Genomic DNA, 25,048 nt, shown 5'->3' with positions numbered 1-25,048 from the left:
CGCCTCTTCAGGAATAGCTCAAGATAAGGCCGTGCATCAGGCGCGACCATCCGTCGATTGCGACAAACAAGAACAGTTTCAGTGGAATGGATATGAGGATCGGCGACACCATGATCATACCAAGCGTCATGAGGATATTGGCGACAACCAGATCGATCACGAGAAATGGCAGATAAAGCAGGAGACCGATCTCGAATGCACGCGTCAATTCGCTGGCAACGAAAGCGGGTATGAGAATAGACAGGTCATCGTCGCGCACGGTGTCTTGCTTGGCATCGGGCCATAAACGTTGTGTTGCGCTTTGAAAAAAGCTGCGTTCTTCCGGCTTGGTGAAACGCACAAGCTGGCGCTTGATCGGTTCGCGTACAAGCTCGGCGCTACGCATGATGTCGTCCGCCGTTTCGAATTTGGCCTGTCCTTCCACAAGTGTTCTCTGGATTTCTGTCAGCATTGGCGTGGTGACAAATACTGTCAGGACAAGGGCTATTCCGTACAGAACGAGATTTGGCGGCATTTGCTGGATGCCCAGCGCATTGCGTACCAGAAATAGCACAACGGATATTTTGAGAAAGCCGGTCATGGTGACCACTGCCAGGGGCAGTAGGCCGACAATCCCGATGACAACGATGAGGGGAAGGAGGTTCTGTTGGGCCTCAATCATTGTTGAAGATATTCACAACACGGATGCCAAGTTTTTCACCCAGCTTTACGAGTTCCCCGCGACCGACACGCTTGCCACTTGCAAAGATCGAGACTCCGTTGTCGACTGGAGCGTCGAGCGTGATCAAAGCGCCAGCATCCAGACGCTGGACTTCCGCAAGGGGTAGCGCCACACGACCTGCCTCAAACACCAGAGTTACCGGTATATCGGCCAGGCCTGCAACGCTGTCCTCATCACTGTTGTCCGTTGTGCGTTCAGTAGCCATGTCGAAATCCCATTCAGATCCGGTTAGAGGAAGGAAGCGATCATTCAAATGCCAGCCACCATTGACAGCCGAAACAGGGGCAGCCAATTGGTCACCAATCAGGCAACAGGATCGACTTGCATGAAGTTCGCTGTCTGCCGGTAGAATGACATCGTCTTGTTCCAGTTCTTTCATCTCGTGGAGGGTAATTGTGGTTGCGCCGTAGAGAATGCGCAGTGGAACCGGAACCGATGTTGCGAAAAGCGAAGCCGGATCGGTCGCATGGTCGAACAGTGTTGCCAGCTTTTGCGCAAGTTGATCGCTGCCGATGGTAAGTGCGACGTCTCGACCACAATCGGATTTGAGCGACACGACGGGCAGCAGTGAATCATCGTGATGATCAGAGCGCCGCCGGACACCGACGAACTCAATTCCGCTATCAAGCTTTTGTTCAAGCCAGTTCAATTCGTTATCAAGAATGGCTTCAAGCAGGAGGGTCTGATCAGCCGACTGCATATTTTCGAAGCCGCGCGTTGAATCAGACCGCTCTAACCAGTCATCGAATAATGTGCCGGGGATATGAAGCGTCGCCGAGCCATAAAGGGTTGTTAGTGCAAGGGAAACCTCGTGCCGTGCGTCCGGCGGATAGTTGGCCCAACCTAGTGTAAATGTCCGATCCAATACTGAAAATGAAACTGGGCCCCGCCGCCGATTGAGTGCGTTAACCGCATCAATGTGCTGGGTAGGTATTTCGGGCAAGCGCAAAGGCTCAACGGCGGGACAAAGCTTATCGTTGAGCTGACTGGTGGTTGCCACCCGTCTTCTGTTTGCCAGGACCGCAACCATTTAGACCGGCCACCCGTCATTATTAGAGGACTTGTTCAATCGATCGATCAACTCCTCAAGCTTCGTTTTCGAGGCGTAAACCTGTCTGTAGCGGCTCTGTTCGACATTCAGTTTTTCCATTGCTTGATCGAGAGATGATTGTGCCTCGCAATCTTCTTTCCAGTGGTGCATGCCAATTGCTGCCGTGCGTTGTTGAAAAGCTTCCAGATATTGCAGCCGGGATGTGTTGATGGTTTTACCCGCCATTGTTGCCAGTATCTCTTGCTCCATGGTTGCAGCCTCGACTCCGTGCGCGAGGCGAAGTGCTGTTTTTTCGCGTGCGCTGGCTTCGCTTTGTCGAGCCAGATTCCGGACACGACCGAGAGTGGCTCCGGCCTTTGTTTCGCGAAACTTACGGATCTCGCGCAGATGCTCGAGGACGGCTTTTTGTTTGGCGTGGTTCAATCCGCTATCCCTCGCATCAGGTGCAGGGTTTCTTCGATTGGTGCGCGCATTGGCTGTTTTTGCTGCAGAAAGTCGTTGATCGTGTCGATCTTTGCAATCGCTTCGTCGGTTAGCGCATCGGCGCCATGTTCGTACTCACCGATGCGTATCAGGAGCTCCACCTCCTGATACCTAGCAAGAAGCCGTCTAATATGTGCCGCCGCCGCACGATGTTCATCGTCAATCACCTTCGACATCAGGCGGCTATTGGACCGCACGACGTCAATGGCGGGAAAATGGTTGCGCTGGGCAAGATCTGCCGAGAGGAAGATGTGGCCATCCAGCAGTGCCTGAACTTCTTCGACGACAGGATCCTGGGTGCCGTCGCCTTCTATGAGCACGTTGTAAAGCCCAGTAATCGACCCGGTGGAGCCGGGGCCGGCCCGTTCCAGCAAGCGAGGTAGAGCAGCAAAGAAAGAGGGTGGAAACCCGCGTCTGGTGGGAGGCTCACCGGCAGCAAGTCCAATTTCACGCTGAGCCCTGGCGAAGCGCGTGATATTGTCGACTGCCAGTAGTACGTGCTTGCCTTGGTCGCGGAAATATTCGGCTATGGTTGTGGCAGCATGTGCTGCCTTGACACGTTCTATACCCGACCGATCGGAAGTGGCTGCGACCACTACACAGCGTTGTCGTGTTGCTACGCCAAGATGATGCTCCATGAACTCGCGCACTTCCCGGCCGCGTTCCCCGATCAGGGCGACAACGGTGACATCTGCATCGCTGCCTTCGACGATCTCGGCCAGAAGGAGTGACTTTCCGACGCCGGGTGCACCAAACAGACCAACGCGTTGGCCCCGGGCGCAGGTTAGCATTCCGTCGATCGCCCTTACACCGAAATGGATGGGTTCCGATATCAACATCCTTTCCATCGGCTCGGGCGCCTGGGCCATGACCGGATAGGAGTGCCAGTCGTTGCTGGGTTCCAACGGCGCACCATCGATGGGATTGCCCAGAGAATCGATGACCCGACCGAGAAGGCCTGATCCAACACGGATTTGCTGTACATTTCGTGTCGGGATAACCTCTGTAAGACTGGATAGGTTTTGAATGTCGCCTAATGGGAGCAAGATCGCGGTGTCGTCCCTTAGCCCGACGACTTCGGCTTTTCCTCGCTGACCTGATTTGGGGTCGACAAGATCACAGATTTCACCCATGCGCGCTTCATCGATAGAGGCGCTGATCATCAGGCCCGTGACATCGCGCACTCGACCGCGGCTAGGACGGGAAACCCTGTTTTCGGTCAGTCCTCCGCGCAATCGGGGGATGATGGAGGCAAGCTTCGTGTCTGTTTCGTTCATTCATGCCCCGTTCTGGAAAACGTTGCATCGGCTGTTTGAAGATTAGTGCGTATTGCTTCCAACTGTACCTTGAGCGTGGCGTCGATCACTGCGAGATCGGAAGAGAGAATACAGGCATCAGCCGCCAGTTCGGGATCGCCATGTATTTCAAAGGGGATTTCTTCATTCGCCATCAGGTCGGCCAGTTCACGACGCACAGCCTGTTCCATGGCCGGGTTGACGGCAATCTTCACGTATTTTGAGCGACGCAGATCCACCAGCGCCTGACGAGCTGCCTGGGCCAGTAGGTTGCCTGTATCGAACGCACCGAGCACACGCGTGACAATATCGAGCGCGAGACTGGTGATTTCGTTCTCCAGCGATCCGAGATATCGATCAACTCTGGCAGTTGTGGTTTGAATCAGGCGTGTAGCCCCCGTCCGTCCTTCGCTATACCCGTCCTCATAACCCTGGGCGTAACTGTCGCCATAGGCCTTGCGGGATGCCGCCTGCTGTTCTTCTGCCGCAGCTTTAGCGCTTTGGAGGAGGTTGTAACCCTCCAGCCAAGCCCGCGCTGAGGATGCTTTGATGACGCGCCCCGTTGGGCCATTGGAGAACGTGACAGGGCCTGGAATCGAGGTCATCGATGACCACCGATCATCCGCGCGACGACCGACTTCGGATAATCGTCGAAGCAACCTGTCTTGCTATGACTTTGTCCAGGTTTCCACATATAACCGCGCCAGTTTGATTTCCGCGAACACGATAGCCCCACAATAGAGCGAGGAAAAATCCAAATGGATCATCTGTGTCACGTGAGAGAACTGACTCGGGGAATCCTCACAGCGAGGACAAATGGAATTTCTGCTGAGTTCGGATTAGATGCCGGAACGGGAGGTATCATGATAAGACGACCGCGCCGGAACGATACCCGGCTTTCGGGGGTGAAAGTAGCACTTGCCCGTCACGGTGGCCTGACATCGTCAACACGGATCTAGGATCGTAGTTCACCTTCATCGACTTTACCGTCGTGCTAAAGAAGACCGCCATTGTCATCTCGATGGATGGCAAAGGCGCATGGTGGGGCAATTATCGTCGGGAAACCATGGGTCTTGTCCATAATTTCTTTTCCCTCCTCTGTTGTCGAGCGGTTCTGGCGGTCGATAAAATACGAGGAGGTCTATCTCCACGCTTACAACCTACTTGAAGCCCGCGCTGGCATCTGCCGGTATCTGAACGTTTACAATAGCCGACGCCCGCGTTCATTCCTTCACCGGCAAATGCGGATCAAACTTATTTCAATCCGCTGATACCGATGACGGTACGAACAGCCCCGCGTTTCGTAGACCCCCTCGGGTTATATTTTCTGCTGCTTTTCGAACTCGACGGGCGACAGCATCCTGTTTCTGACGTGCTTTCATTTCGGGTTGCGGAACATCTCGATGTAATCAAACACGTCCTGACCTGCTTCATCGCGTGAACGATAGACTTTCCGGCGTATCCGCTTTCGCTTCAGAAGACTGAAGAAGCTCTCTGCGACTGCGTTGTCATGGCAGTTGTCGCACCGCCTCGGGGAGTGAATCAGATTGTAGTACTTGAGGAACGATGCCCAGTTCATACTGGTAAACTGCGAGCTCTAGTTCGAGTGGCCCTTTTCCTTCGGCTTGCGTCGCACACGGCCAACAGCAGGGACCGCAATACGACGTCCGTCGTCTGACGGCTCTGCATTGCCCAACCGAAGACCTTCCGCAAGTAGAGAGCAATGACAACTGTAAGGTAGGCGAAGCCGTCGCAGGTTCGGATGCCGGAGTTGTCCGTCACCCAGGCCGTGTCTGGAGCCGTCGCGTCAAACTGTCAGTCGATCGTATTATCGATAATGACAGACGGTCTTGCTGCCGTAGATGCCCCGACCAGCGTTGTAGCCAATCGGCGCGGATTGATTCCATCAGATTTTGTCACACAGAAGTATTGAAAGTCCGAACGCCGTATCTTGACAGGTTTAGGCGTTTCATCATAATTATTCAGAATGCTGTTCTATAATGTAGAATTGCATGGAGGGGATAAAAATAAATGAGTGAGCCTGTGGAACTGCGCGTCCGGTTATCCGGTGCGGCTGACTTTCTGCACATCAAATCAGGGAAGTCGCGAGCCATACATGCCTCGTTGGGCCATTGTTGCCCGCGGCGATTTTCTGCGCTTGCTAGCATCAAACGTTGGCGCGCCGAGCTAGGCTGCGTCGTTCTTCGCTCAATAACAGATCTAAACGTTGCAAATGGAGGCAATGCATCATGACACCAAGCTTTGGTACTTTTTTTTCACTCGGGCGCCCCGTCACTCTCGCTGCATTTTTGGTTCTAGCCGCTGCGCCATCGGCTCTGGCTGTTGAGATGATGGGTGAGTGCGAAGTGACTGGTGTGAAAGGCTCCATGCCTTTCACACCAGTGAATGCCGACCAATTGACGGTACAGGTTAATCTTCCTTCGAACCCTGGCTGGAACAATGGCGATACGCCGGACCAGATCAAGGATGGTTACGAATATTGTCTTGGCGCTAACATTGCTCATCGCGCGGGCCTCGATCGTGTAAAGATCGTCAATGTTGCATGGGATGCGCTGGTAGCAGGTCGAACCAAAGATTTCGACGTGGCGCTTTCGCAGATTTCGATTACGGAACCACGTAAGAAAGTTGTCGATTTTTCGACGCCCTATTTCCACTCTGATTTCGGGATCCTGGTGAAGAAGGGTACGGTTGTCGACGCAGCATCCATCAAGAAGATGCGCATCGCCGTGCAACAGTCGACCACAGCCGCTGATTTTGTTTCCAGCAAGCTGCAGCCAGCCGAAGTCAAGGTGTATCAGGATGTAGCCAGCACGGTTACTGCGTTGAGGGCAGGTCAGGTTGATGCCGTGGGTAATGATACCGCGGTTGTGCTCGGCTGGGCAAAGCGCTCAAACGGAGCGCTTGAAGTGCCCGGACAATTTTCAACAGGTGAAACATATGGCGGCCTTTATCCAAAGGGCTCTGATAACGCCGAAAAGATCAACAAAATCATTGAGTCGTTGATTGGTGATGGGACGGTGAAGTCACTTTCAGCCAAGTATCTCACGCCGGTGCTGGGGGCTGACCCGGCTTCGATCCCCTACATCAAGATGTAATCGCGGGAGGTTTTGAGCTGATGTCCTTCATTACGGATAGCGAAGGAGGCCAGATTTCTGGCCTTCTCAGCGGCAAGCGCCGCTGGAGTGCCGGCACGCCGCCCAAGGATGTTGCCGGTTGGGTGACTGCCGCATTGGGCGCCAGCGTCCTCGTCATTGCCTGTACCTGGAAAACGCTGCTTGACGTCAGGGCCGCCGCTATGACGCTGGAAATCGGGGGGGTGTTCGTTGACGCGGTTCTGATGATCTGCGGTCTTGCCGTTTTGCTGCTCTTGCTGCCAGGGCTCAAAAGCCTGCAAAATTCACGGGCTGCAAAAGCGGCGCTTGCGTCGGACAGTATGGTTGATGCCCGGGTGGCCAATGCAGCGTCGCGGGAGAACGCCTATTATACTTTGGGTGCTGCCGCTGCGGTCGTAGCCGTGATACTTCTTGTGCAGTTCGTCATTGCAAATGATCTCGCCGTTGGGCGCACGTTCTTTCTGCTGCCGCTGATTGGGAGCACGTTCGGGCTGGTCGGCAAGGCGTTCTGGGTCAACATCTATATTTTCATCGTTGCAGAAATCTTCGTTCTTATTTGGGGGCTGATAGTCGCCGTTGCACGGCTCATGCCCGGTCAAGCGTGGCGTCCAATCCGTATGATGGCGACCATCTACACCGACGTATTCCGCGGGTTGCCAGCGATCATCAACATCTATCTGATCGGCTTTGGGCTCTCGCTAACAGGGCTGCCTTGGGTCAAGGATCTTTCACAGGAAACCTTTGCCATCATCGCGTTGACCTTGACGCATGGTGCCTATACTGCCGAAATTTATCGCGCCGGTATTGAGAGTATTCATGGCAGTCAGGTGGCAGCAGCACGCTCGCTGGGGCTCACATATTTCCAGACGTTGCGATACGTAATCGTACCGCAAGCGGTGCGACGCATCATTCCACCACTCTTGAACGGCTTTATCGGTCTGCAGAAAGATACGGCACTGGTTAATGTGATCGGCGCTGTCGATGCTTTCAATCAGGCCAAGATTCTCACCAGCAATTACTTCAACCTGTCGCCGGTATCCGGCGTCGCCTTCCTGTTCATCCTGATCACCATTCCACAGGCTCGTTTCGTGGACAAGCTGATGGAACGGGACCAGCGCCGCATGCGTGCCAACGGCAATTGAGGGCTTCCGCACAATGGCAATGATCGAAATTCGTGACATTCATAAGCAATACGGCCACCACAAGGTGTTCGATGGCCTCAGTCTGATGGTCGAAGAGCATCAGGTCGTCTGCCTGATCGGTGCGTCCGGTTGTGGCAAGTCGACCTTGCTGCGAACGATCAACGGACTGGAGGAGATACAGTCCGGTGAAATCCGCATATGCGGCGATCGGATTACCGGCCCTGGTGTTGACGTCAACACGCTAAGACGGGATGTCGGTATCGTTTTCCAGAGCTACAATCTCTTTCCGCATATGACGGTACTTGAAAATGTCACATTGGCGCCGATCAAGGTGCTGGGTGAGGATCGTGCGGAAGCGGAAGCCAGAGCAATAGCGCTTTTGAAGCGGATCGGTCTCGACCACAAGGCGAAGGAATATCCCGACCGTCTTTCTGGCGGGCAGCAGCAACGCGTTGCTATCGTCCGGGCGATGGCCATGGGGCCGATGGTGTTGCTTCTCGATGAGATCACATCGGCGCTTGATCCGGAACTTGTTTCGGAAGTGCTTAATATTGTCCGTGATCTTGCGGCCGAAGGCATGACCATGCTTCTTGCAACACACGAAATGGCATTCGCCCGCGAAGTTTCCAGCAAGATCTGTTTCCTGGCCGACGGCAAAGTGCATGAAGAAGGTTCGGCGGAAGAAATATTCGGGGATCCGAAACAGGAGCGCACACGTGCTTTCCTACAGCGGATTATCGAAGCCGGACGACTATAGGCCTCGCTTCAACTGCTTCCTGTCGAGGCTATGATCCAACGGAGAGTACATGCCATGAGTAAAATCAAGCGAGTACCACATTGCAGCCATTGGGGCGCTTATACGCTCCTTGTGAATGATGGCACGGTTGTCGGCGTCGAGCCCTTCGAGTTCGATCCGGCACCGTCGCCGCTCATCAATTCGGTAAAAGAATGGGGCAGCGGCTATCGCCGCGTGCCGCAGCCGCTGGTGCGTGCGGGTTGGCTGGAGAAGCGTGAGAAAAGCGATCGCCGCGGACGCGGGTGTGAGAAGCTCATACCTGTGGGATGGAGTGAAGCAATCAGCCTGATTGCCGAGGAGATACAGCGCGTCTCGCGTGAATTCGGCAATGAATCGATCTTTGCCGGCTCTTATGGCTGGACAAGTTGCGGACGTTTTCATCATGCACCATCGTTACTCAAACGTATGCTCAATCTGGTCGGTGGTTTCACCGGGCATGTGGACACTTACTCTACCGCTGCGGGGCCGGTTATCTTGCGGCACACGCTGGGAGATGATTCTGCTGGTGGCGGCCAGGCCAATACGCTCGATACAATTGCCGAACATACGGAAACATTGGTTGTTTTTGGTGCACTGTCACCAAGAACGGCACAAAGCGAAGCCGGTGGTATCGCAAGTCATTCGCTTGAGATATATTTGAAGAAAATTGCAGAGCGCGGCGTGAAAGTCATTCTCGTCTCCCCTTTGCGTGACGATATTCCCGATTGGGTCAATGCCGAATGGTGGCCGATCCGCCCAAACACAGATACTGCTTTGATGATCGGCATAGCGGGAGAGATATTAAGGGCGGGCAGACACGACCTGTCGTTTTTATACCGCTGTACCAGTGGTTCCGAGCGCTTTCTGGCCTATCTGGACGGTAGTAGCGACGGTGTTGTGAAAACCGCCGAATGGGCGGCGAATATCACGGGCCTCGATAGAAATCAGATCGTGTCGCTGGCGAAGCAGATGGTAGACACACGCTCGATGATAACGGTGAGCTGGAGCCTGCAGCGCGCGCATCATGGTGAGCAACCTTTCTGGGCGGCGCTGGGGCTTGCGTCACTGATCGGTCAGATCGGACTGCCGGGTGGAGGTGTCGGATATGGATATGCATCCCTTGGTGGTGTTGGCGCTCCAATCAATATTGGCAAGTCGCCTGCAATCTCGCAACTGACCAAGCCCATTAACAGTTTCATTCCCGTCGCGCGTATTAGTGATATGCTTCTCAATCCGGGGAAGACTTACACCTATGAAGGATTGGTGCGGACCTATCCGGATATTCGTCTCGTCTATTGGGCGGGCGGCAATCCCTATCACCATCATCAGGATCTCAACAGGCTCTCTGAAGCCTGGACACGGCCAGAAACGATTATCGTTCAGGACCCCATGGTTACCGCTACAGCACAGCGGGCTGACATTATTCTTCCGGCAAATACATCTATTGAACGAAACGACATAGCGGGGAACAGACGTTCCGATTTTATTATAGCCATGCACAAGGCGATCGATCCGGTTGGTGATTCAAAATCTGACTTTGATATTTTCAACGCCATTGCGGTGAAGCTGGGCGTAGGCACAGCCTTTAATGAAGGCCGTGACGAAATGGGATGGCTGCGGCACCTTTACGATATCAGCCGTGACGATGCGCGTGAGCGATTAGGCTTCGAGATGCCCGATTTCGATATGTTCTGGGAACAGGGATATACCCGATGCCCCACTGTGGATCATCACGTATATCTTGCCGGTTTTCGCGAACACCCTGAAGATCATGCCCTCAATACCGAGAGCGGCAAGATCGTGATCGGTAGTGATACACTCGCTTCACTGAAATATTCCGACTGCCGCGAACATCCTGCATGGATAGAGCCGGCTGAGTGGCTCGGTTCTGCTCAGGCAGGCAATCAGTTTCATCTTATCTCACATCAACCTTCGGGACGTCTCCATAGCCAGCTAGAAACGGGCGAGACGAGCAGGGCACAAAAGCGAAATGGACGCGAACAAGCCCGTATTAATCCACTTGATGCCTTTGATCTGGGGATAGAAGACGGCCAGTCGATACGCCTGTGGAACATGCGAGGTGAATGTCTGGCGACAGCCAGCATTTCGGATGCTGTCCGGCAGGGCGTCGTTGTTCTCCCGACGGGAGCATGGTTCACTCCTTCCGGGAACAACGGGCTTGAGATTGCGGGAAATCCCAATGTGCTAACGCTCGATGTTGGTACATCGCAGTTCGGGCAGGGGTGCTCAGCACATACCTGTTTGGTCCATGTTGAGCCCTATATGGGCGACGCGGGGGATGCGATCGAAAAATATCAGGATCAGCTCGTGGCCCTATCGGCTGTGAGCAGGTGATACGAGGATAGTCGATAGACCAGTCGGGGTTGTTTCTGCTTGAACAGAATTGTCGGAACTTCTCCAGATCTTTGTTTTTACGCATTTCTGAACGGAAAATTGCTGCTCGTTTTCCCTTGGGATGCTCCCAACCAGCAAGTGAGGGGTCATGGCCACTGAGTTCGATGTAAGTGTATGTGGTAGTTATATTCTGGATATCTGCGGGTTTCCGGTAACCGATATCCCGCCGGGCGGCAGCGTTTCTCTTATTGAAGAAATCAGTATGACCGTCGCTGGAACAGCCGGAGGCACAGTGGTTCCATGTGCACGACTGGGCCTTAAATCCCAAGCATTCGGTGCAGTCGGTAATGACGAGAAAGGGAGCTGGGTTCTCAATTCTTTACAAATGGAAAGTATTGATACGTCGCATATGCTGCGTTTGGACGGCGTGCAAACATCGGCCACGATCCTGCCAATCCGTCCTGATGGTTCGCGACCAGCAATTCACGCACGCGGTGCCTCCGCTCAATGGATGATGACACCTAGAGCGCAGGCCGCAGCGATCAAAAGCAAGGTTGTGCATCTTGGTGGCGTCAATTCGATCATCGCCATGCAGGGTGAGCCTTCCATAGCACTTCTGAAGTCTGCCAAATCTGCTGGTTGTATTACGACTCTCGACCTGATTTCTGCGCGCAATGATACCTGGGCGCTGGTTGAGCCGTTGCTTCCATATGTCGATTTTTTCATGCCAAGCATTGATGAGTCGGCCATTATGGCAGGCACCGACGATCCCGAGGCTTGCGCCCGTTTGTTCCTTTCAAAAGGTGCTGGGGCTTGTGCTATCTCGCTTGGAGCAGATGGTTCTTACTTCTTGAATAAGGAAGGACGGCAGTTCGCTCTTCCCGCATTTGCTGTGAAAGTGAAGGATACGTCTGGCTGTGGAGATTCCTATACCGGCGGATTTATCGCCGGATTGGTACGAGACTGGGATGTCGAGGATTGCGCGAAGCTTGCCACAGCGACATCCGCCATTGTTGCTACCGGGTTGGGCTCGGGTGCGAATCTTATTTCTTTTGAGAAAACTGTTGAAGCGATGAACTCGTTGCCGGTCTTGAAACACTGATCCTACAACAAACTGGAAAATGCGAAATGAACAGGAATGCCATCGTAACCGGCGGAAGCCGCGGTATCGGACGCGCAATAGCTTTGGGGCTTGCGCAGCGCGGTTTCAATCTCGCGCTTCACGATGTGGAGCCACAGAAGCAATATCTCCTTGAAACCGTGAAAGCCGTTGAAGCTCTCGGTCGCCGCTGTGTGCCGGCTTTTGCAGATGTGAGTGATTTGGCTGAATGTCAGCGGGCGACGCAGGAATCCATCGATGCACTTGGCCATATTGACGTGTTGGTCAATAATGCCGGCATTCTGAAAATGGCAACGATCGAGGAGATGACGCCTGAACTCTGGGACCAGACCTTTGCGGTTAACACCCGGGGTGTATTTCAGATGACGCAAGCTGTCATCGGTCATATGAAGAAGCGGCGTTACGGACGTATCGTGAATATCGCTTCGCTGGCCGCCCGGACCGGTGGGCGTGGCCAAGCGCATTATTCAGCCTCAAAATCCGCTGTCGTCGGGTTTACGCGCGTCTGCTCGATGGAGTTCGCCGGAGATGGAATCACCGTTAATGCTGTTTGTCCGGGCATCATCAAGACCGAGATGGGGATGAACAATCTCCGGGAGCCCGAAAAGATAGCGTATTTCGAGAAGGTCACAGATGTGCACCGGCTGGGCGAGCCTGAGGATGTCGTCGGACCGGTTGCCTTCTTCGCCTCTGACGATTGTGCCTTTGTCACCGGGCAGGCACTCAACGTCGATGGCGGTATTTTCTACAGTTGATTGAATATAAAAGGGCTGGCCGTTCTATCGGCCAGCCCTTTTACTGCTGTGATGACGGCTATTTATTTTCGGCGTATTGGCGCTTGCCGTTCTGAACTGTCTGATAGAGGGTTTGCGCGGCTACCGGCAGTGTGGAAAGCAGGCCGCTATGTGTATTGCCTGCCTTGTCTGCCCACCTCTTCTGCTGTTCTTCAGTTAAAAGCACGAACTTGCCACCATTGGCTTCGAATTTACCGACTTGTACTTTCTCGTCAGCATCCTGGCGCTGCCGCATCTCATCGGTGGACGGCATTGCGGATTTGAGCAGGTCCTGAACCTTAGCCGGTAGTCCGTCATAGACGCGCTTGTTGATGAAAAACCCCTGTTCGTGATGGTATTGATGGGTGGTTACATAATTCTTGGCGAACTGGGCAGCGGGTGTTGTCACATAGAAGGTGAAGGGCAGGTCGCCACCCTCAACCATACCTTGCTCCAGCCCAGTAAAGAAATCCGGCAGGGAAAGCTGGACGCCGTTGACACCGATGTTCTCCCAGAATGCGCGAGCGGATGCCGCGGGCGGAACCCGAAAACGCTGGCGTGCAATATCATCGGGGGTTGTGCAGGTAGACTTGCAGAAAAGGTTCGACCAGCCAGCATCGCCAAGCCCGAATAGAACCAGCCCATTATCCTCGAAAATTTTTTCAAGTGCTGGACGCACAACGTTATCCGTGGCCCAACGGCGCTGTGCGTCATTGTCCCAAAGATAGGGCATCGACATCACTGCGACGGGGGGAAGCGATACTGCGGTCGCCGCCAGTCCACTGGTGCCGATTTCAAGACGGCCACGGATGACCTGTTGGGTCATTTCCTGGTCATTGGCGACGAGCTGGTACTCGATCTTGTAGTCGTCACCGCTCTGCGCGTTGAAATTGTCGATGAATGTCTGGATGATCCCCATCATCATCGAACCTGGCCGTAGCGATCCGGCGATGCGTAGGGTTTCAGTCGCCTGCGCTGTTCCAGTCATTGCGACCGTTGCGGCCAGAGAGCCAAGCAGGGCGATCCTCGTGATTGTCTGCATGTTATTACCTCCTCCTTTAATATACCTTATGCTGTCCCCAATGATGGTCCGTGTTCTTCTTTTCTTGCAGCTTGTTCAGCGGACAAAAAACATAACAATCTGCGGCACATAGGTGGTGATCAGCAGGGGGATCAGCATCAGGATGACGAAAGGCAGCGCACCGCGTACTATGGTCGAAAAGCTTTCCCTGAAAACGCTCATTGCCACAAATAGATTCATACCAACTGGAGGCGTGATGTAGCCGATCTCCAGATTGACCGTAGTAATGACGCCGACATGTACGGGATCGTAGCCCTGGGCCTGCATCAGCGGTAGCAGTAGCGGCGACAGGATCAGAATCGCGGAACCAACGTCCATGAAGCAACCCGCAATCAGCAAGATGATGTTCAGCGTTAAACCCGCCGTGATCGGATTGGTGATCCACAGACTCAACCACTCGACCATCATCTTCGGGATGCCTTCATAGTCGAGAATGGTGTTGAAGCTGCCCGCGATAGCGAGAAGTGGCAGAAGCGTGCCGAACAGGCGGATGGATTCCCCCAGCATTTCCGAGAAGCCTTTCATCGTCAGATCTCTATAGACCAGCCCTTCGACGAGAAGAGCGTAGACGAGTGAAACCACGGCTGCCTCGGTTGCCGTAAAATAGCCGGTATAGATACCTCCGAGTAGTAGAACTGGAAGGAACATGGCCGGACCACCGCGTTTCAGCGCATTCAGGAGACGAGACAGTGAGAAATTGCCACGAGCCGAGATCGGGGCGACGGCTACGCAATAGATCACGAAGAAGGTCGTCATGAGGATGCCAGGGCCGATGCCACCCATGAAGAGTTTAACAATCGAAGTATCGGTGATGATGCCGTAGAGCATCATGGGAATTGACGGGGGGATCAGGATGCCGAGCGTCCCGCCTGAACATAGCAGGCCGAGCGACAATTGTTTGGAGTAGCCTTCCTTCAGCAGTGCCGGATACATGATTGAGCCGATGGCGGCGAGCGTGACGATGGATGAGCCTGAAATAGCTGCAAAAACCGCACAGGCCAGAATAGTCGCCACCGCAAGACCGCCACGAATATTAGCCGTCAGTTCTATCATGATGTTGATCAGGCGCTGTGCGATGACGCCTTTGCTCATGATGTTGCCCGCAAGGATGAACATGGGGATCGGCAGAAGCACGTCGCGATCAACCGTGAACCACAAATCCTGAATGAAGAATTCGACTGATGAATTGCGCGCTACGAACTGATGTAGACAGATCACCGCAAAGGCAAGCATCAGCACCATGGGCTGGCGTAGTATAACGAGGGCCAGACTGCCGCCTGCAATCAAGAAGCCGGTCATATATCGGCACCTCCGTCATTCGGCCGTAAGCCGGGAAAGCAACTAAACAGAAAGAACTTGAGCGCAGAAAAGCCGAAGGCGACGACAAGCACGCTTTGCACTTTCCAGATGTTGAAGGGTAGGGTCATGTCCTGTTCGCCGAGCTGGTAGGTGCTGGCGATGAACAAGAAGGACGCATAGGCAAGTCCGAGACACAATATACATGAGATGATGTCGGCAAGACGTGCGAAGAAGGCGTCGTATCGCGGCGAAATCAGCTTGTCGAGCACGGTAGGACGTAAATGACCGCCATAGGAGATCACATAAGAAAAGCCCATGATTCCGGCGACTGCCATGCAATAGACGGCGACACGCTGGGCGCCGAATATACCTTGGCCGAGAACCTCCCGTCCAAAAATGTCCAGAACCAATGCGATTGTACCGGCAATGAAGGCAATATAACAGATGATCGTCTCCAGTCGCACGACTGCCTTGTAGATGAAGACGATCAGCGCATTTGTCTCCGAGTGAACCGGCGTTCCTTTGGAATGCGCGTCTTTGGTTATTTCCATGGGCTTGACCTATGCCTGCTGCGCTGCCGTATCCGATTGTCCAGCGAATATTCCGGTCATCAGCGTGCGTGCTTTAACAACGATCCTGACGGGATACTCAGTTCATCTGGCTGACAAATTTGGTTTCGAGATAGGCTGCAGTTGCCTCGGAGCCGCCTTCCGTTCCGTAACCCGAATCTTTAATTCCTCCAAACGGCACTTCAGGCAGTGCAAGGCCATTGTGATTGATACTCACCATGCCTGCTTCCATGTCGCGTGTCAGAGCGTGAGCTGTTCTGGCGGAACTGGTGAAGGCATAGGATGCAAGGCCGAAAGGCAGGCGATTTGCTTCGCCGATAGCATCTTCGTATGATTGGAACCGGTTGATGATCGCTACAGGGCCGAAAGGTTCTTCATTCATGATCTTTGCCGAAATAGGCACATTGGCCATCACGGTTGGCTCGAAGAAGTTGCCCTTGTTGCCGATCCGCCGTCCGCCCGCCTTCACTTCTCCGCCCTGCTGTACGGCATCAGCTATCAGGTCTTCCATGGCAAGGACGCGCCGTTCATTTGCCAGCGGTCCCATCTGGATTGCGTCATTGAAACCATTGCCGACGGTGATAGCTTTTGCGGCCTTCACGAAGCCGTTGATGAACTGTTCCGCTATTCCTTCTTGTACAAGAAAGCGCGTTGGAGAGATGCAGATTTGACCGGCGTTTCGAAACTTGGAAGCGGCTGTCACGGAGATTGCCTTTTGCAGATCCGCGTCGTCAAAGATGAGGACTGGCGCGTGTCCGCCCAGTTCCATCGTGACCCGTTTCATATGTAGGCCAGCAAGCGAAGCCAATTCCTTGCCTACGGGAGTAGAGCCGGTGAAGGAGATTTTGCGAATTGTCGGATGGGGAATTAGATAGGATGATATTTCCGATGCCTTGCCGTTGACAAGATTGACGACGCCTGCGGGGATTCCTGCGTCGGCGAAGGCTCGTACCAGTTCCGCCGGGGAGGCCGGGGTCTCATGCGGTGCTTTTACGATGATCGAGCATCCGGTCGCGACCGCTGCGGAAAGCTTTCGAACAGCTTGATTGATGGGAAAGTTCCACGGTGTAAAGGCTGCAACCGGTCCAATTGGCTGCTTGATTGCCAGTTGGGACACGTCGCTGTGGCGAGCTGGAATGACTTGGCCATAGGTGCGCCGGGCCTCTTCGGCAAACCACTCGATGATGTCCGCTGCGCTTAGAACTTCCGCTCTGGACTGTTCAAGTGGCTTGCCCTGCTCGAGCGTCATGAGGCGGCCAATATGATCGGCTCGCTCTCTCATGAGGCTGGCGGCCTTGCGCATGATTTTCGAACGCTCGAACGGAGACGTTTCCCGCCAGACGCGAAAGCCGCGTTCGGCGGCAACAAGAGCTAGATCAAGATCTTCCTGGCGAGCCTGTGCAAGATGGCCGACGATCTCATTTGTTGCCGGATCGATAAGCGGCATCGTTTCGCCCCTAAGCGCGTCGCGCCATTCACCGTTGATGAAAAGTTTGATCTTCAGGTCGTTTAGCATGGCACCGCTCGAATGTTTTGGCTTGGGGGCTGCGATACGGTTGGTGATATCGCATACGGTTATTAGATGTTCTGAAATATAGAACACTATTCCAAATATTTATTGTATAGGTAGGCAATCTTTGTCAAGCTGGATTGTCGGCAAAACCTATTGTCTGGTTGCGGAGTTGTCATAATGGAATTGACAAGGAAGATATGGCGGCGATAGACTGAAATTCAGAACTGTATTCTACATTTTAGAACGACCCCGTAATCTGGAATTCCTTTCGGAATGACGATGCGTCTGGGGCAATATATGCAAGGCACGAGAGATATCGCGGGACGCGGTTGCAGTGCATCCAAGCAGGCACGAAACTACAATATCAAAGCAGACAGTGGGTTACGCATGAGCGATGAACTGACATTACGCAATGAAATCATCGAAGGCTGCCGGAGCATGAATAGACTCGGCATCAACAAGGGTACGTCCGGCAACATCAGCGTGCGCTATGGAGACGGCTTTCTGATTTCACCGACGGGTATTCCCTATGAGAAGCTTGCTCCGGAACATGTTGTCGCGATGCGCTGGGATGCGAGCTATGAAGGTGATGTGCTACCCTCCAGCGAATGGCGCTTTCACAGGGATATTCTAATGGCGCGCGACGACCTTAAGGCGGTCGTACATACGCATTCGACCCATGCCACTGCCGTTAGTATCCTTGAACGGGATATCCCTGCGATCCACTATATGATTGCATCGGCGGGCGGCTCAAGCATCCGCTGTGCCCCTTACGAAATCTTCGGTTCGCAGGAACTGGCCGACCGGATCATTGACGCGCTTGAAGGACGGCGTGCGTGCCTTATGGCGCATCATGGCGTTGTCGCAGCACATGTTTCGGTTGCACGAGCGCTTTCGCTGGCTGTGACCGTAGAAGAGCTTGCCCGGCAGTATCTTCTTTGCCTGCCATTTGGCGAGCCGCCAGTCTTGTCGGAGACACAGATTGCTGCCGTTCTGGAAAAGTTCGAGACATACGGGCAGCAAAGCAAAGCAACACTAGACGGTCTTAGAGTTGCATCGTGACGGTGGGCTAGTCTCGTTCGACGATTATCATATTTCTATTTTTTATGTGCGAAGGTTGAAAGCATGACAATTGCTCTTGATAACGATCCAGTGGGTTTTCGGCCTGCGTCCCGTATAGCTTCCGTTGGTGTCTCGAAGATATTGCAAATCGGTGCGAGGGCCGCTGCCATGAAGCGCGATGGCCATCCGGTTATTGTATTGGGTGCGGGTGAGCCGGATTTCGATACGCCGCAGAATATCAAGGAAGCAGCCAAGGCCGCGATCGAAGCGGGGCAGACGAAGTACACTGCACTTGACGGGACAGTGGCTCTGAAAATGGCAATCATGGAAAAATTTCGCCGTGAGAACGGTATTGATTATTCGAATGACGAGATCACGGTCGCCACCGGTGCAAAGCAAATTCTCTTCAATGCTTTCATGGCTACCCTCGATGATGGTGACGAAGTAATTATTCCTACCCCTTATTGGACATCTTATTCTGATATTGTTGAAATTTGCGGCGGTATTTGTGTCACGGTTCCCTGCGATACCAGGTTCGGATTTCGCCTTCAGGCCGAGCAACTTGAAAAAGCCATCACGCCTAAAACGCGCTGGGTTCTGCTGAATTCGCCTTCTAATCCTTCTGGTGCAGCCTACAGCGCTGACGATTATCGCCCATTGATCGATGTGCTGCTGCGCAATCCGCATGTGTGGTTGATGGTTGACGATATGTACGAGCATATTGTCTATGATGACTTCAAATTTGTGACACCGGTAGCTCTGGAACCTCGCCTACAGAAGCGAACGCTCACGATTAATGGGGTTTCAAAGGCTTATGCAATGACCGGCTGGCGTATCGGTTATGCTGGCGGACCGAAGGCACTCATCAAATCCATGGCGGTGATCCAGAGTCAGGCCACATCATGTCCTTGCTCGGTCAGTCAGGCGGCTGCGGTCGAAGCCCTAAATGGGCCGCAGGCGTTTTTGAAAGAACGTCGAGATGACTTTCAGCGCCGCCGGGATATCGTCGTCAGCGGCTTGAATGCTATTGATGGGCTTGATTGCCGTACGCCGGAAGGCGCTTTCTTCACTTTTGCGGGATGCGGTGGCGTTTTGGGCAAGACGACGCCTAATGGACGAACGATCGTCACAGACGGCGATTTCACCGATTATCTTCTGGAGGAGGCATTCGTTGCCGTTGTTCCTGGATCGGCATTCGGTCTGTCACCGTTCTTTCGTATTTCCTACGCTATATCGGAGGCGGAGCTAAACGACGCGATAAACAGGATCAGCCGAGCCTGCGCCGCGTTGATATAACGATAGTTCATCAATGAGACACAAGGGCGGTTCGGCTTCAATGAAGTCGAAACCGTTCTACCTCTTGATTTTACTGGATCTTCAAACAGACTTGGAGCATTTCCGGTCTATGCTGAATCATCAGGTATTTCTATCTGTTTGTTATCAAACACATATTTTCCCGAAAGCCACTTCACGCTTTTGAGATGCTCTTCAATCGGTCCGGGTGAGCCGCTTATGGATGAGTTTTCTTGTGTAGTTGCTTACACATTTGGGGGAAAGCTCCGCCCTCCCAGCGCCCGTGTTATCATTCTGGAAGCTTCCATCACATGAACGGAGTATTCCTTGATCTGTTTGCGCTTCAGCCGGGTATCTGGACCCGATATTCCGATCGCACCAACCAGCTCGCCGGAATGCCCCAGAACAGCACAGGCACAGGCAGCAATTCCTTCCCGCCATTCACCTTGCGGAACAGACGCATATCCTTGCTGACGTATCAGGTCTATATCCGCTTTTAACTCTTCAAGATTCTTCTTTGAGGAAGCCGTATAGGGCGTAATCAGACCTTTAAACTGTTCCAAATAGGAATCTGGCAATTGCGCCAGCATCGATTTGCCCGTGGCGACCGTCCATGCAGGGGCTCTCGAACCAACGCTAGTATGTGCTCTGACATGATGCGCACCCTCGATCTTGTCGACATACACGACTTCCGTTCCTTCAAGGACCGACAGGTGGATGGTTTCACCGGTAAGTTCAGAAAGCATTGCAAGCGCCGGATGCGCCACTTCAATGAAATTCAGTCTCTTGATAACAAGACTACCGAGTTGCCAGATTTTCGTTGTCAGTTCGTAGGTACTGTGCGGAGGAATCTGGCGAACATAGCCATTCCCTATGAGCGTCGCCAACAGACGATGCACATTGCTTTTGGTCAGTCCCAATTCATTGGCGAGATCGGTTATCCCGCGAGGTTTTTCACTGGCTGCCAAGGTCTCGATCAGCCGTAGTCCCTTGATAAAGGCTTTATCCATTGCGCGCTTGCATTAATCTCGTTTTGGGTTTCGTATCTCAATTCATCGCAGGCTTGCTGAACCTGCTTTCGACGATAATGCGTTAGAGTGTATTAAAATGAAAACTATAGAATAGATTGTCTCGCAGGAAAAGCGCCGAGCCCAAAAAACGGGCTCGGCAATTATTAATTATTGTGCGAGCAAAGCGTTCAGTTTTTCTTGTGCATATTCTTCATTTGTTGATTTCCCGTCTGGCGATGGTGCACCCCAATAATCTGCGCTCCATTCAATAGCCTGTTTGACGTTTTCGGGATTATTAGCCCACAGCCGGCTCACTTCCGGGTCGGCGGCTTCATAGACTACCGAGGATGGCACGGGCACCGGATAGGCTGTCGACAGTTGAGCTGCGCGGTTCGCATCAAGGCGATAGGAGAGAAGCTTCAGAGCATTCTCGGGATTGGGAGCACCTTTGGGAATTGAAAAGAAGTCATAATAGACGAAGCCCTGATTCCAGGTCATGTCGATTGGGGCGCCTTCATCCTGTCTGAGTGTGATGATACGGCCCACATATGCCAGACACATGTCTGCTTCTCCATCCAGCATGAGCTGAGGTGCCTGTGCGGCCGTCGTCCACCACTTGGCCACATTGGGTTTAATCTCTGCAATTTTTTTGAGCGCCCGTTCCATATCAATCGGATAGAGCTCGGATTTGTCGACACCATCGGCCATCAATGCTGCTTCAAAAACAAAGCGTGGCCAAGCGGGCAGGCAGCGTTTGCCGGGAAATGCATCCACGTTCCAGAAATCAGCCCAGTTATCAGGGCGTTTTTCATCATATTTATCGGTGTTGTAGGCAAGTGTCACGCCAATGACCTGAAGCGCTACGCCCTTCTGCCGCTTTAGATTGTCTGGCATCGCGGCAAGTGTTTTCTGGGCTCCATCGGAGAGCTTGCTATAATCTATGTTCAGGAGGCAACAATCGCCAAGAAGTTTGGTTTCTTGATCAAAGATGAATGTTAGATCCCACTGTGCTTTTTCGGCGGCTGCCTGTGCCTTGATCTTTGGGCCACTACGGGCATCCTGAATGGTGACAACCTTGATGCCGGTATCTTTTTCGAATGGATCATACATGATCGAACGGAGCGCTTCACCATAAGCGCCGCCCGGATCCTGCATGATGACTTCCTTGCTTTGTGCATTTGCCCCCATCATGCCGAGCAGGCTGCATGTGGACGCAATCATTGTTCCTATGAAAAGTTTTTGTAGCGTTCGCATTACCTGTCTCCTCCCTGTTTTGACATTGAATTTTGGTTTGATCTCACGCATTTGCTTTCTTCGACCTCGTCAGAACAGGGCCGAACAAAAGTATCCCGCCCACTACCAAGACGACTTCCAGCGTTGAGACGACGGCGAGTACCGGATTGAGTTGATAGTTTACGTCCGCCCATAGGCGCAGCGGCAGCGTCTTCAACTGGGCGCTGGAGAGAAAAAGGGACAGGACAAGCTCGTCAAAAGAGTGCAGGAAAGCAAAGAATGCTGCCGCAGCAAGGCCGGGGGCGATCGCGGGCAGCGTCACTTTTTGCAAAACCACCAGCGCTGAAGCACCGTGTATTGCCGCAGCCTGTTCCAGCCTTCTATCCACGCCTTGCAGACTGGCGGCCACGATAACCACGACAAGGGGTATCCCACCGATGGCATGGGCGGCTGCGAGCCCCAGTCTCGTGCCGATCAGGTCGAACTGAAGAAACAGGCTGTAGAGTGACAGTCCCAGCACGACAGGTGGCACGATGATAGGACTGACAAGAAGCAGCATGACGAGCGTCTTTGCCTTGAACGTTCCTCGAACGATACCCATCGCCGCTGATGCGCCAAACAGGACGGAGATGAATGATGAGATTGCCGCAATACTTAAAGATGCAAAGAATGCTGCCAGCCATTCGGAGTCTGAGAAGAATTTCTGATGCCATCGCAACGAAAAGCCGGGCGGCGGGAATGTCAGAAAGCTTGCCTTGCTGAACGAAAGGATGATGACCACAAGGATTGGCCCTATCAGGGTCAGTATCACCAGGGCTCCCAATAGCCTGACTGTCCATATGCCGGAGCTTTCCGGCAATTTTCCAAGCAAACGTAGAAGCGGCCATCCAAGACTGTCTGCCACGATGGCTTTCAGGGATTGGCGGGCTTGCCGATTATCACTCTGAGATGAGGGAGAACTTTTGCCTTCGGCCAGTTTTCCTCCACCCCAGATGAAATCAAAACCCAGAAACTGTCCGGCGATCCCGACGACCAGAAGAGTAATCAGGAGTAGGACCACCGCAAGCGCCTGAAGGAAACCCTCACTGGTAAGGAAATCCGCTTGTTGTGTTATATGCATCGCAAACATCTGATCGCCGGGGCCACCAAGCAAGGTCGGTGTGATGAAGAAACCAAGGCCGGTTACGAATACCAGCAGAAACCCAGCGCCGATGCCAGGAAAGGTAATCGGAAGTAGGATACGCCAGAAGACTGCAATTGGCCCTGCACCGCTGGCCAGGGCCGCCCGTGTGAGATTGTTATCAATCTTGGAAACACTGGAATAGATGCTGAGAACCATGAGGGGAAGCAGAACGGCTGTCATTCCGAGTAGAACGCTGCCGCGATTGAAGAGCAGTTGTGCGGGCTCATCGAAGATACCAAGCCACAGTGCGAGCTTGTTCAACGGGCCGTTACGACCGAGCAGCACCATCCATGCATAGGTCCGGATTAGAATCGCAATGAAATACGGAAGAATGATTGCGGTTGCTATGAGCATTTTCACAGTGCCGCGGCTACGGTGAAGAAGAAGTGCAGTAGGATATCCCAACAGCAGACACATTATTGCGACGGAAACAGATATCTCCATCGTTCGAACCAGCGATTCCCAATAGAGCGCAACGGAGAATATGCGCTCGAAATGGCTTGTCCAGTTGGGGCCGCTGATGCTCAGGCGAAATAGATCGAGCAGTGGCCAAAGATAGATGAAGCTGAGAAAGATTATGGAAGGCAGCAAAAGAACTGACGGATTCTTCAGTCTTTCAGGCCATGATTTTGCCGGCTCCATACGACTGGAAGCGTTGCCCTGGGCCATCATCATGACAATACCCAGCAATCTTCGGCGTTCCAGCTTACGTAGAGCTGCTCACCAATTTCCGGAATTGGTCTGCGATGACTGTCTGTACAGCGGATTACCAGCTTCTCACTGCTGTCCGTTCTGGCTTCTATTCGCAGTAACTCTCCGAGGAATAGGGCTGAAGTCACCTTGACCGGTAGTGAATTCTGGTGTTGCGTATTTGTAAAGGAAATGCGCTCTGGACGTACAAGTACAGTGACCCGTCTTGCATCAACTTGGTTGCCGCTTTCGACTTCGAATGTGAAACCGGCTTGGCTCTTCAACAAAAGCCGTGTTCCTCGTCTTTGAACCACTTCGACGTCAATAAGATTCGATTCACCGACAAACGAAGCGACGAACCGTGTTTCGGGATGGCGATAGATTTCTGTTGGTGTGCCTATCTGAATGATCTTGCCTGCATCAAGAACGGCGATACGATCACTCATCGTCAGGGCTTCGCCCTGATCGTGGGTTACGAAAAGAATGGTGCTTCCGATTGTTCGGTGTAGTTCTCGGATTTCTATCTGGATAGATTCCCGAAGACGGCGATCAAGGGCGCTCAACGGCTCATCCATGAGAACGATGCGCGGGCGCATGACAATCGCTCGTGCTATCGCTACGCGCTGTTGCTGGCCGCCGCTCATCTGGCTGGGCATCTTTGCCGCATGAGCCGTGAGTTGCATCATTTCCAGCGTCTCGGCAACGCGTCTGTCGGTTGTTGCTCGATCCAACCCAGCCATGCGCATTGGGAAGGCTACGTTCTGCGTCACCGTCATGTTTGGAAATAACGCGTAGCTTTGAAATACCATGCCGAAGCCGCGTTTATGCGGTGGTATGTGCTGTACAGGGCGACCATCTACGAGAATTTCACCTGAATTGATCTTCTGAAACCCCGCAATGGCATTCAAAAGCGTGGTTTTCCCGCTGCCGCTTGGCCCAAGAAGAGTGATAAATTCACCAGGAGCGATATCAAGGTTTGCATCATCGATTGCAAGGAAACCGGCGTAACTCTTGCGAACCTGAGAAATGCGAATGCTACTTCCGATGGCTGTGGAGGGCATTGAAGTGATATTTGTCCGATTCTGTCTGAGGTACGGGGTGTCAGGGGGCTCCTTGTGCTGTGTCGATGTAGCGGTCATAAATCCTCCCATTGGTTCTACATAATAGAACAATATTCCATAAATAGATTATTTCGTTCATTCGACTTGTCAAGCAGTCACAGAAAATTGCCTCTGACGCCGGTTAGAGGATTGACAGGTCGTTACG

Annotated in this window: 21 protein-coding genes and 2 pseudogenes; 9 read left to right on the top strand and 14 right to left on the bottom strand. The window is 53.1% G+C overall.

Going from position 1 to position 25,048, the window contains the following annotated elements; genetic code table 11:
* Positions 1-7: 7 nt before the first annotated feature.
* Genes sctR through sctL form a run of 5 tightly spaced genes read right to left on the bottom strand, consistent with a single transcriptional unit; the run spans position 8 to position 4,155 of the window.
* Positions 8-661, bottom strand: a complete 654-nt coding sequence (gene sctR, locus ACYSN1_RS11790; protein ID WP_109989596.1) for a type III secretion system export apparatus subunit SctR — start codon at positions 659-661, stop codon at positions 8-10.
* Positions 654-1,751 (bottom strand): type III secretion system cytoplasmic ring protein SctQ, encoded by a 1,098-nt coding sequence (gene sctQ / locus ACYSN1_RS11785; protein ID WP_461725817.1) that lies wholly within the window; start codon positions 1,749-1,751, stop codon positions 654-656. Before sctQ ends, sctR begins: the two co-directional genes overlap by 8 nt.
* Positions 1,752-2,195, bottom strand: coding sequence for a hypothetical protein (locus ACYSN1_RS11780; RefSeq protein ID WP_461725816.1), 444 nt, complete (start codon positions 2,193-2,195; stop codon positions 1,752-1,754).
* Positions 2,192-3,532: a FliI/YscN family ATPase gene (locus ACYSN1_RS11775; protein WP_461725815.1), complete on the bottom strand. Its 1,341-nt coding sequence runs from the start codon at positions 3,530-3,532 to the stop codon at positions 2,192-2,194. Before ACYSN1_RS11775 ends, ACYSN1_RS11780 begins: the two co-directional genes overlap by 4 nt.
* Complete coding sequence (gene sctL, locus ACYSN1_RS11770) at positions 3,529-4,155, bottom strand: type III secretion system stator protein SctL (RefSeq protein WP_461725814.1); 627 nt, start codon at positions 4,153-4,155, stop codon at positions 3,529-3,531. Before sctL ends, ACYSN1_RS11775 begins: the two co-directional genes overlap by 4 nt.
* A gap of 282 nt (positions 4,156-4,437) precedes the next feature.
* On the opposite strand from sctL, the pseudogene ACYSN1_RS11765 reads away from it, so the two are divergent.
* A pseudogene (locus ACYSN1_RS11765) lies at positions 4,438-4,835 on the top strand (hypothetical protein); the annotation flags it as partial.
* A gap of 33 nt (positions 4,836-4,868) precedes the next feature.
* On the opposite strand, the pseudogene ACYSN1_RS11760 reads toward ACYSN1_RS11765, so the two are convergent.
* Positions 4,869-5,444, bottom strand: a pseudogene (locus ACYSN1_RS11760) (DDE-type integrase/transposase/recombinase); the annotation flags it as partial.
* 355 nt (positions 5,445-5,799) lie between these two features.
* Here ACYSN1_RS11760 and ACYSN1_RS11755 point away from each other — a divergent pair.
* The 6 genes from ACYSN1_RS11755 to ACYSN1_RS11730 all read left to right on the top strand — a co-directional run bounded on the left by ACYSN1_RS11755 (position 5,800) and on the right by ACYSN1_RS11730 (position 12,831).
* On the top strand, positions 5,800-6,666 hold the full coding sequence (locus ACYSN1_RS11755) for an ABC transporter substrate-binding protein (protein WP_461725813.1): 867 nt from the start codon (positions 5,800-5,802) through the stop codon (positions 6,664-6,666).
* A gap of 20 nt (positions 6,667-6,686) precedes the next feature.
* Complete coding sequence (locus tag ACYSN1_RS11750) at positions 6,687-7,826, top strand: amino acid ABC transporter permease (protein ID WP_461725812.1); 1,140 nt, start codon at positions 6,687-6,689, stop codon at positions 7,824-7,826.
* A gap of 13 nt (positions 7,827-7,839) precedes the next feature.
* Positions 7,840-8,583, top strand: a complete 744-nt coding sequence (locus ACYSN1_RS11745) for an amino acid ABC transporter ATP-binding protein (RefSeq protein WP_461725811.1) — start codon at positions 7,840-7,842, stop codon at positions 8,581-8,583.
* A gap of 54 nt (positions 8,584-8,637) precedes the next feature.
* Complete coding sequence (locus ACYSN1_RS11740) at positions 8,638-10,956, top strand: molybdopterin-dependent oxidoreductase (protein WP_461725810.1); 2,319 nt, start codon at positions 8,638-8,640, stop codon at positions 10,954-10,956.
* 148 nt (positions 10,957-11,104) lie between these two features.
* Positions 11,105-12,058, top strand: a complete 954-nt coding sequence (locus tag ACYSN1_RS11735) for a carbohydrate kinase family protein (RefSeq protein ID WP_461725809.1) — start codon at positions 11,105-11,107, stop codon at positions 12,056-12,058.
* Between the two features lie 26 nt (positions 12,059-12,084).
* The gene (locus tag ACYSN1_RS11730; protein ID WP_461725808.1) at positions 12,085-12,831 is read left to right on the top strand and encodes an SDR family NAD(P)-dependent oxidoreductase; all 747 of its coding nucleotides are present in this window, start codon (positions 12,085-12,087) and stop codon (positions 12,829-12,831) included.
* A 58-nt stretch (positions 12,832-12,889) separates the two neighbouring features.
* Here the strand turns inward: ACYSN1_RS11730 and ACYSN1_RS11725 are convergent, their stop codons facing one another.
* The 4 genes from ACYSN1_RS11725 to ACYSN1_RS11710 form a co-directional block, all read right to left on the bottom strand.
* On the bottom strand, positions 12,890-13,891 hold the full coding sequence (locus ACYSN1_RS11725) for a TRAP transporter substrate-binding protein (protein ID WP_461725807.1): 1,002 nt from the start codon (positions 13,889-13,891) through the stop codon (positions 12,890-12,892).
* A 75-nt stretch (positions 13,892-13,966) separates the two neighbouring features.
* On the bottom strand, positions 13,967-15,229 hold the full coding sequence (locus tag ACYSN1_RS11720) for a TRAP transporter large permease (protein WP_461725806.1): 1,263 nt from the start codon (positions 15,227-15,229) through the stop codon (positions 13,967-13,969).
* On the bottom strand, positions 15,226-15,780 hold the full coding sequence (locus ACYSN1_RS11715; RefSeq protein WP_461725805.1) for a TRAP transporter small permease: 555 nt from the start codon (positions 15,778-15,780) through the stop codon (positions 15,226-15,228). The genes ACYSN1_RS11720 and ACYSN1_RS11715 overlap by 4 nt, the downstream gene beginning before the upstream one ends.
* A 97-nt stretch (positions 15,781-15,877) precedes the next feature.
* Positions 15,878-17,314, bottom strand: coding sequence for an NAD-dependent succinate-semialdehyde dehydrogenase (locus tag ACYSN1_RS11710; protein ID WP_461725804.1), 1,437 nt, complete (start codon positions 17,312-17,314; stop codon positions 15,878-15,880).
* Between the two features lie 384 nt (positions 17,315-17,698).
* Between ACYSN1_RS11710 and ACYSN1_RS11705 the strand changes: the two genes are divergently transcribed.
* Together ACYSN1_RS11705 and ACYSN1_RS11700 are read left to right on the top strand one after the other, a co-directional pair.
* Entirely contained in the window at positions 17,699-18,373 is a 675-nt protein-coding gene (locus ACYSN1_RS11705) for an L-fuculose-phosphate aldolase (protein ID WP_461725885.1), read from the top strand.
* A 63-nt stretch (positions 18,374-18,436) separates the two neighbouring features.
* The gene (locus ACYSN1_RS11700; RefSeq protein ID WP_461725803.1) at positions 18,437-19,669 is read left to right on the top strand and encodes a pyridoxal phosphate-dependent aminotransferase; all 1,233 of its coding nucleotides are present in this window, start codon (positions 18,437-18,439) and stop codon (positions 19,667-19,669) included.
* A 242-nt stretch (positions 19,670-19,911) separates the two neighbouring features.
* Here ACYSN1_RS11700 and ACYSN1_RS11695 read toward each other — a convergent pair whose 3' ends face one another.
* The 4 genes from ACYSN1_RS11695 to ACYSN1_RS11680 form a co-directional block, all read right to left on the bottom strand.
* Positions 19,912-20,676: an IclR family transcriptional regulator gene (locus tag ACYSN1_RS11695; protein ID WP_461725802.1), complete on the bottom strand. Its 765-nt coding sequence runs from the start codon at positions 20,674-20,676 to the stop codon at positions 19,912-19,914.
* Positions 20,677-20,844: 168 nt separating this feature from the next.
* A complete protein-coding gene (locus tag ACYSN1_RS11690; protein WP_461725801.1) occupies positions 20,845-21,981 on the bottom strand; it encodes an extracellular solute-binding protein in 1,137 nt (378 codons plus the stop codon).
* Positions 21,974-23,767 carry an ABC transporter permease subunit gene (locus tag ACYSN1_RS11685; protein WP_461725800.1) on the bottom strand — a complete coding sequence of 598 codons (1,794 nt, stop codon included), beginning with the start codon at positions 23,765-23,767 and terminating at the stop codon, positions 21,974-21,976. Before ACYSN1_RS11685 ends, ACYSN1_RS11690 begins: the two co-directional genes overlap by 8 nt.
* Complete coding sequence (locus tag ACYSN1_RS11680; RefSeq protein ID WP_461725799.1) at positions 23,764-24,921, bottom strand: ABC transporter ATP-binding protein; 1,158 nt, start codon at positions 24,919-24,921, stop codon at positions 23,764-23,766. Before ACYSN1_RS11680 ends, ACYSN1_RS11685 begins: the two co-directional genes overlap by 4 nt.
* Between the last annotated feature and the right edge of the window lie 127 nt (positions 24,922-25,048).

The organism is Brucella sp. LJL56 (assembly GCF_054871705.1).
This window is presented reverse-complemented; position numbering and strand designations above follow the sequence as displayed.

Coding starts and splice junctions, on each gene's coding strand:
- sctR (WP_109989596.1), bottom strand. CDS start 661: ATGATTGAGGCCCAACAGAACCTCCTTCCCCTCATCGTTGTCATCGGG.
- sctQ (WP_461725817.1), bottom strand. CDS start 1,751: ATGGTTGCGGTCCTGGCAAACAGAAGACGGGTGGCAACCACCAGTCAG.
- ACYSN1_RS11775 (WP_461725815.1), bottom strand. CDS start 3,532: ATGAACGAAACAGACACGAAGCTTGCCTCCATCATCCCCCGATTGCGC.
- sctL (WP_461725814.1), bottom strand. CDS start 4,155: ATGACCTCGATTCCAGGCCCTGTCACGTTCTCCAATGGCCCAACGGGG.
- ACYSN1_RS11755 (WP_461725813.1), top strand. CDS start 5,800: ATGACACCAAGCTTTGGTACTTTTTTTTCACTCGGGCGCCCCGTCACT.
- ACYSN1_RS11750 (WP_461725812.1), top strand. CDS start 6,687: ATGTCCTTCATTACGGATAGCGAAGGAGGCCAGATTTCTGGCCTTCTC.
- ACYSN1_RS11745 (WP_461725811.1), top strand. CDS start 7,840: ATGGCAATGATCGAAATTCGTGACATTCATAAGCAATACGGCCACCAC.
- ACYSN1_RS11740 (WP_461725810.1), top strand. CDS start 8,638: ATGAGTAAAATCAAGCGAGTACCACATTGCAGCCATTGGGGCGCTTAT.
- ACYSN1_RS11735 (WP_461725809.1), top strand. CDS start 11,105: ATGGCCACTGAGTTCGATGTAAGTGTATGTGGTAGTTATATTCTGGAT.
- ACYSN1_RS11730 (WP_461725808.1), top strand. CDS start 12,085: ATGAACAGGAATGCCATCGTAACCGGCGGAAGCCGCGGTATCGGACGC.
- ACYSN1_RS11725 (WP_461725807.1), bottom strand. CDS start 13,891: ATGCAGACAATCACGAGGATCGCCCTGCTTGGCTCTCTGGCCGCAACG.
- ACYSN1_RS11720 (WP_461725806.1), bottom strand. CDS start 15,229: ATGACCGGCTTCTTGATTGCAGGCGGCAGTCTGGCCCTCGTTATACTA.
- ACYSN1_RS11715 (WP_461725805.1), bottom strand. CDS start 15,780: ATGGAAATAACCAAAGACGCGCATTCCAAAGGAACGCCGGTTCACTCG.
- ACYSN1_RS11710 (WP_461725804.1), bottom strand. CDS start 17,314: ATGCTAAACGACCTGAAGATCAAACTTTTCATCAACGGTGAATGGCGC.
- ACYSN1_RS11705 (WP_461725885.1), top strand. CDS start 17,699: ATGAGCGATGAACTGACATTACGCAATGAAATCATCGAAGGCTGCCGG.
- ACYSN1_RS11700 (WP_461725803.1), top strand. CDS start 18,437: ATGACAATTGCTCTTGATAACGATCCAGTGGGTTTTCGGCCTGCGTCC.
- ACYSN1_RS11695 (WP_461725802.1), bottom strand. CDS start 20,676: ATGGATAAAGCCTTTATCAAGGGACTACGGCTGATCGAGACCTTGGCA.
- ACYSN1_RS11690 (WP_461725801.1), bottom strand. CDS start 21,981: ATGCGTGAGATCAAACCAAAATTCAATGTCAAAACAGGGAGGAGACAG.
- ACYSN1_RS11685 (WP_461725800.1), bottom strand. CDS start 23,767: ATGATGATGGCCCAGGGCAACGCTTCCAGTCGTATGGAGCCGGCAAAA.
- ACYSN1_RS11680 (WP_461725799.1), bottom strand. CDS start 24,921: ATGACCGCTACATCGACACAGCACAAGGAGCCCCCTGACACCCCGTAC.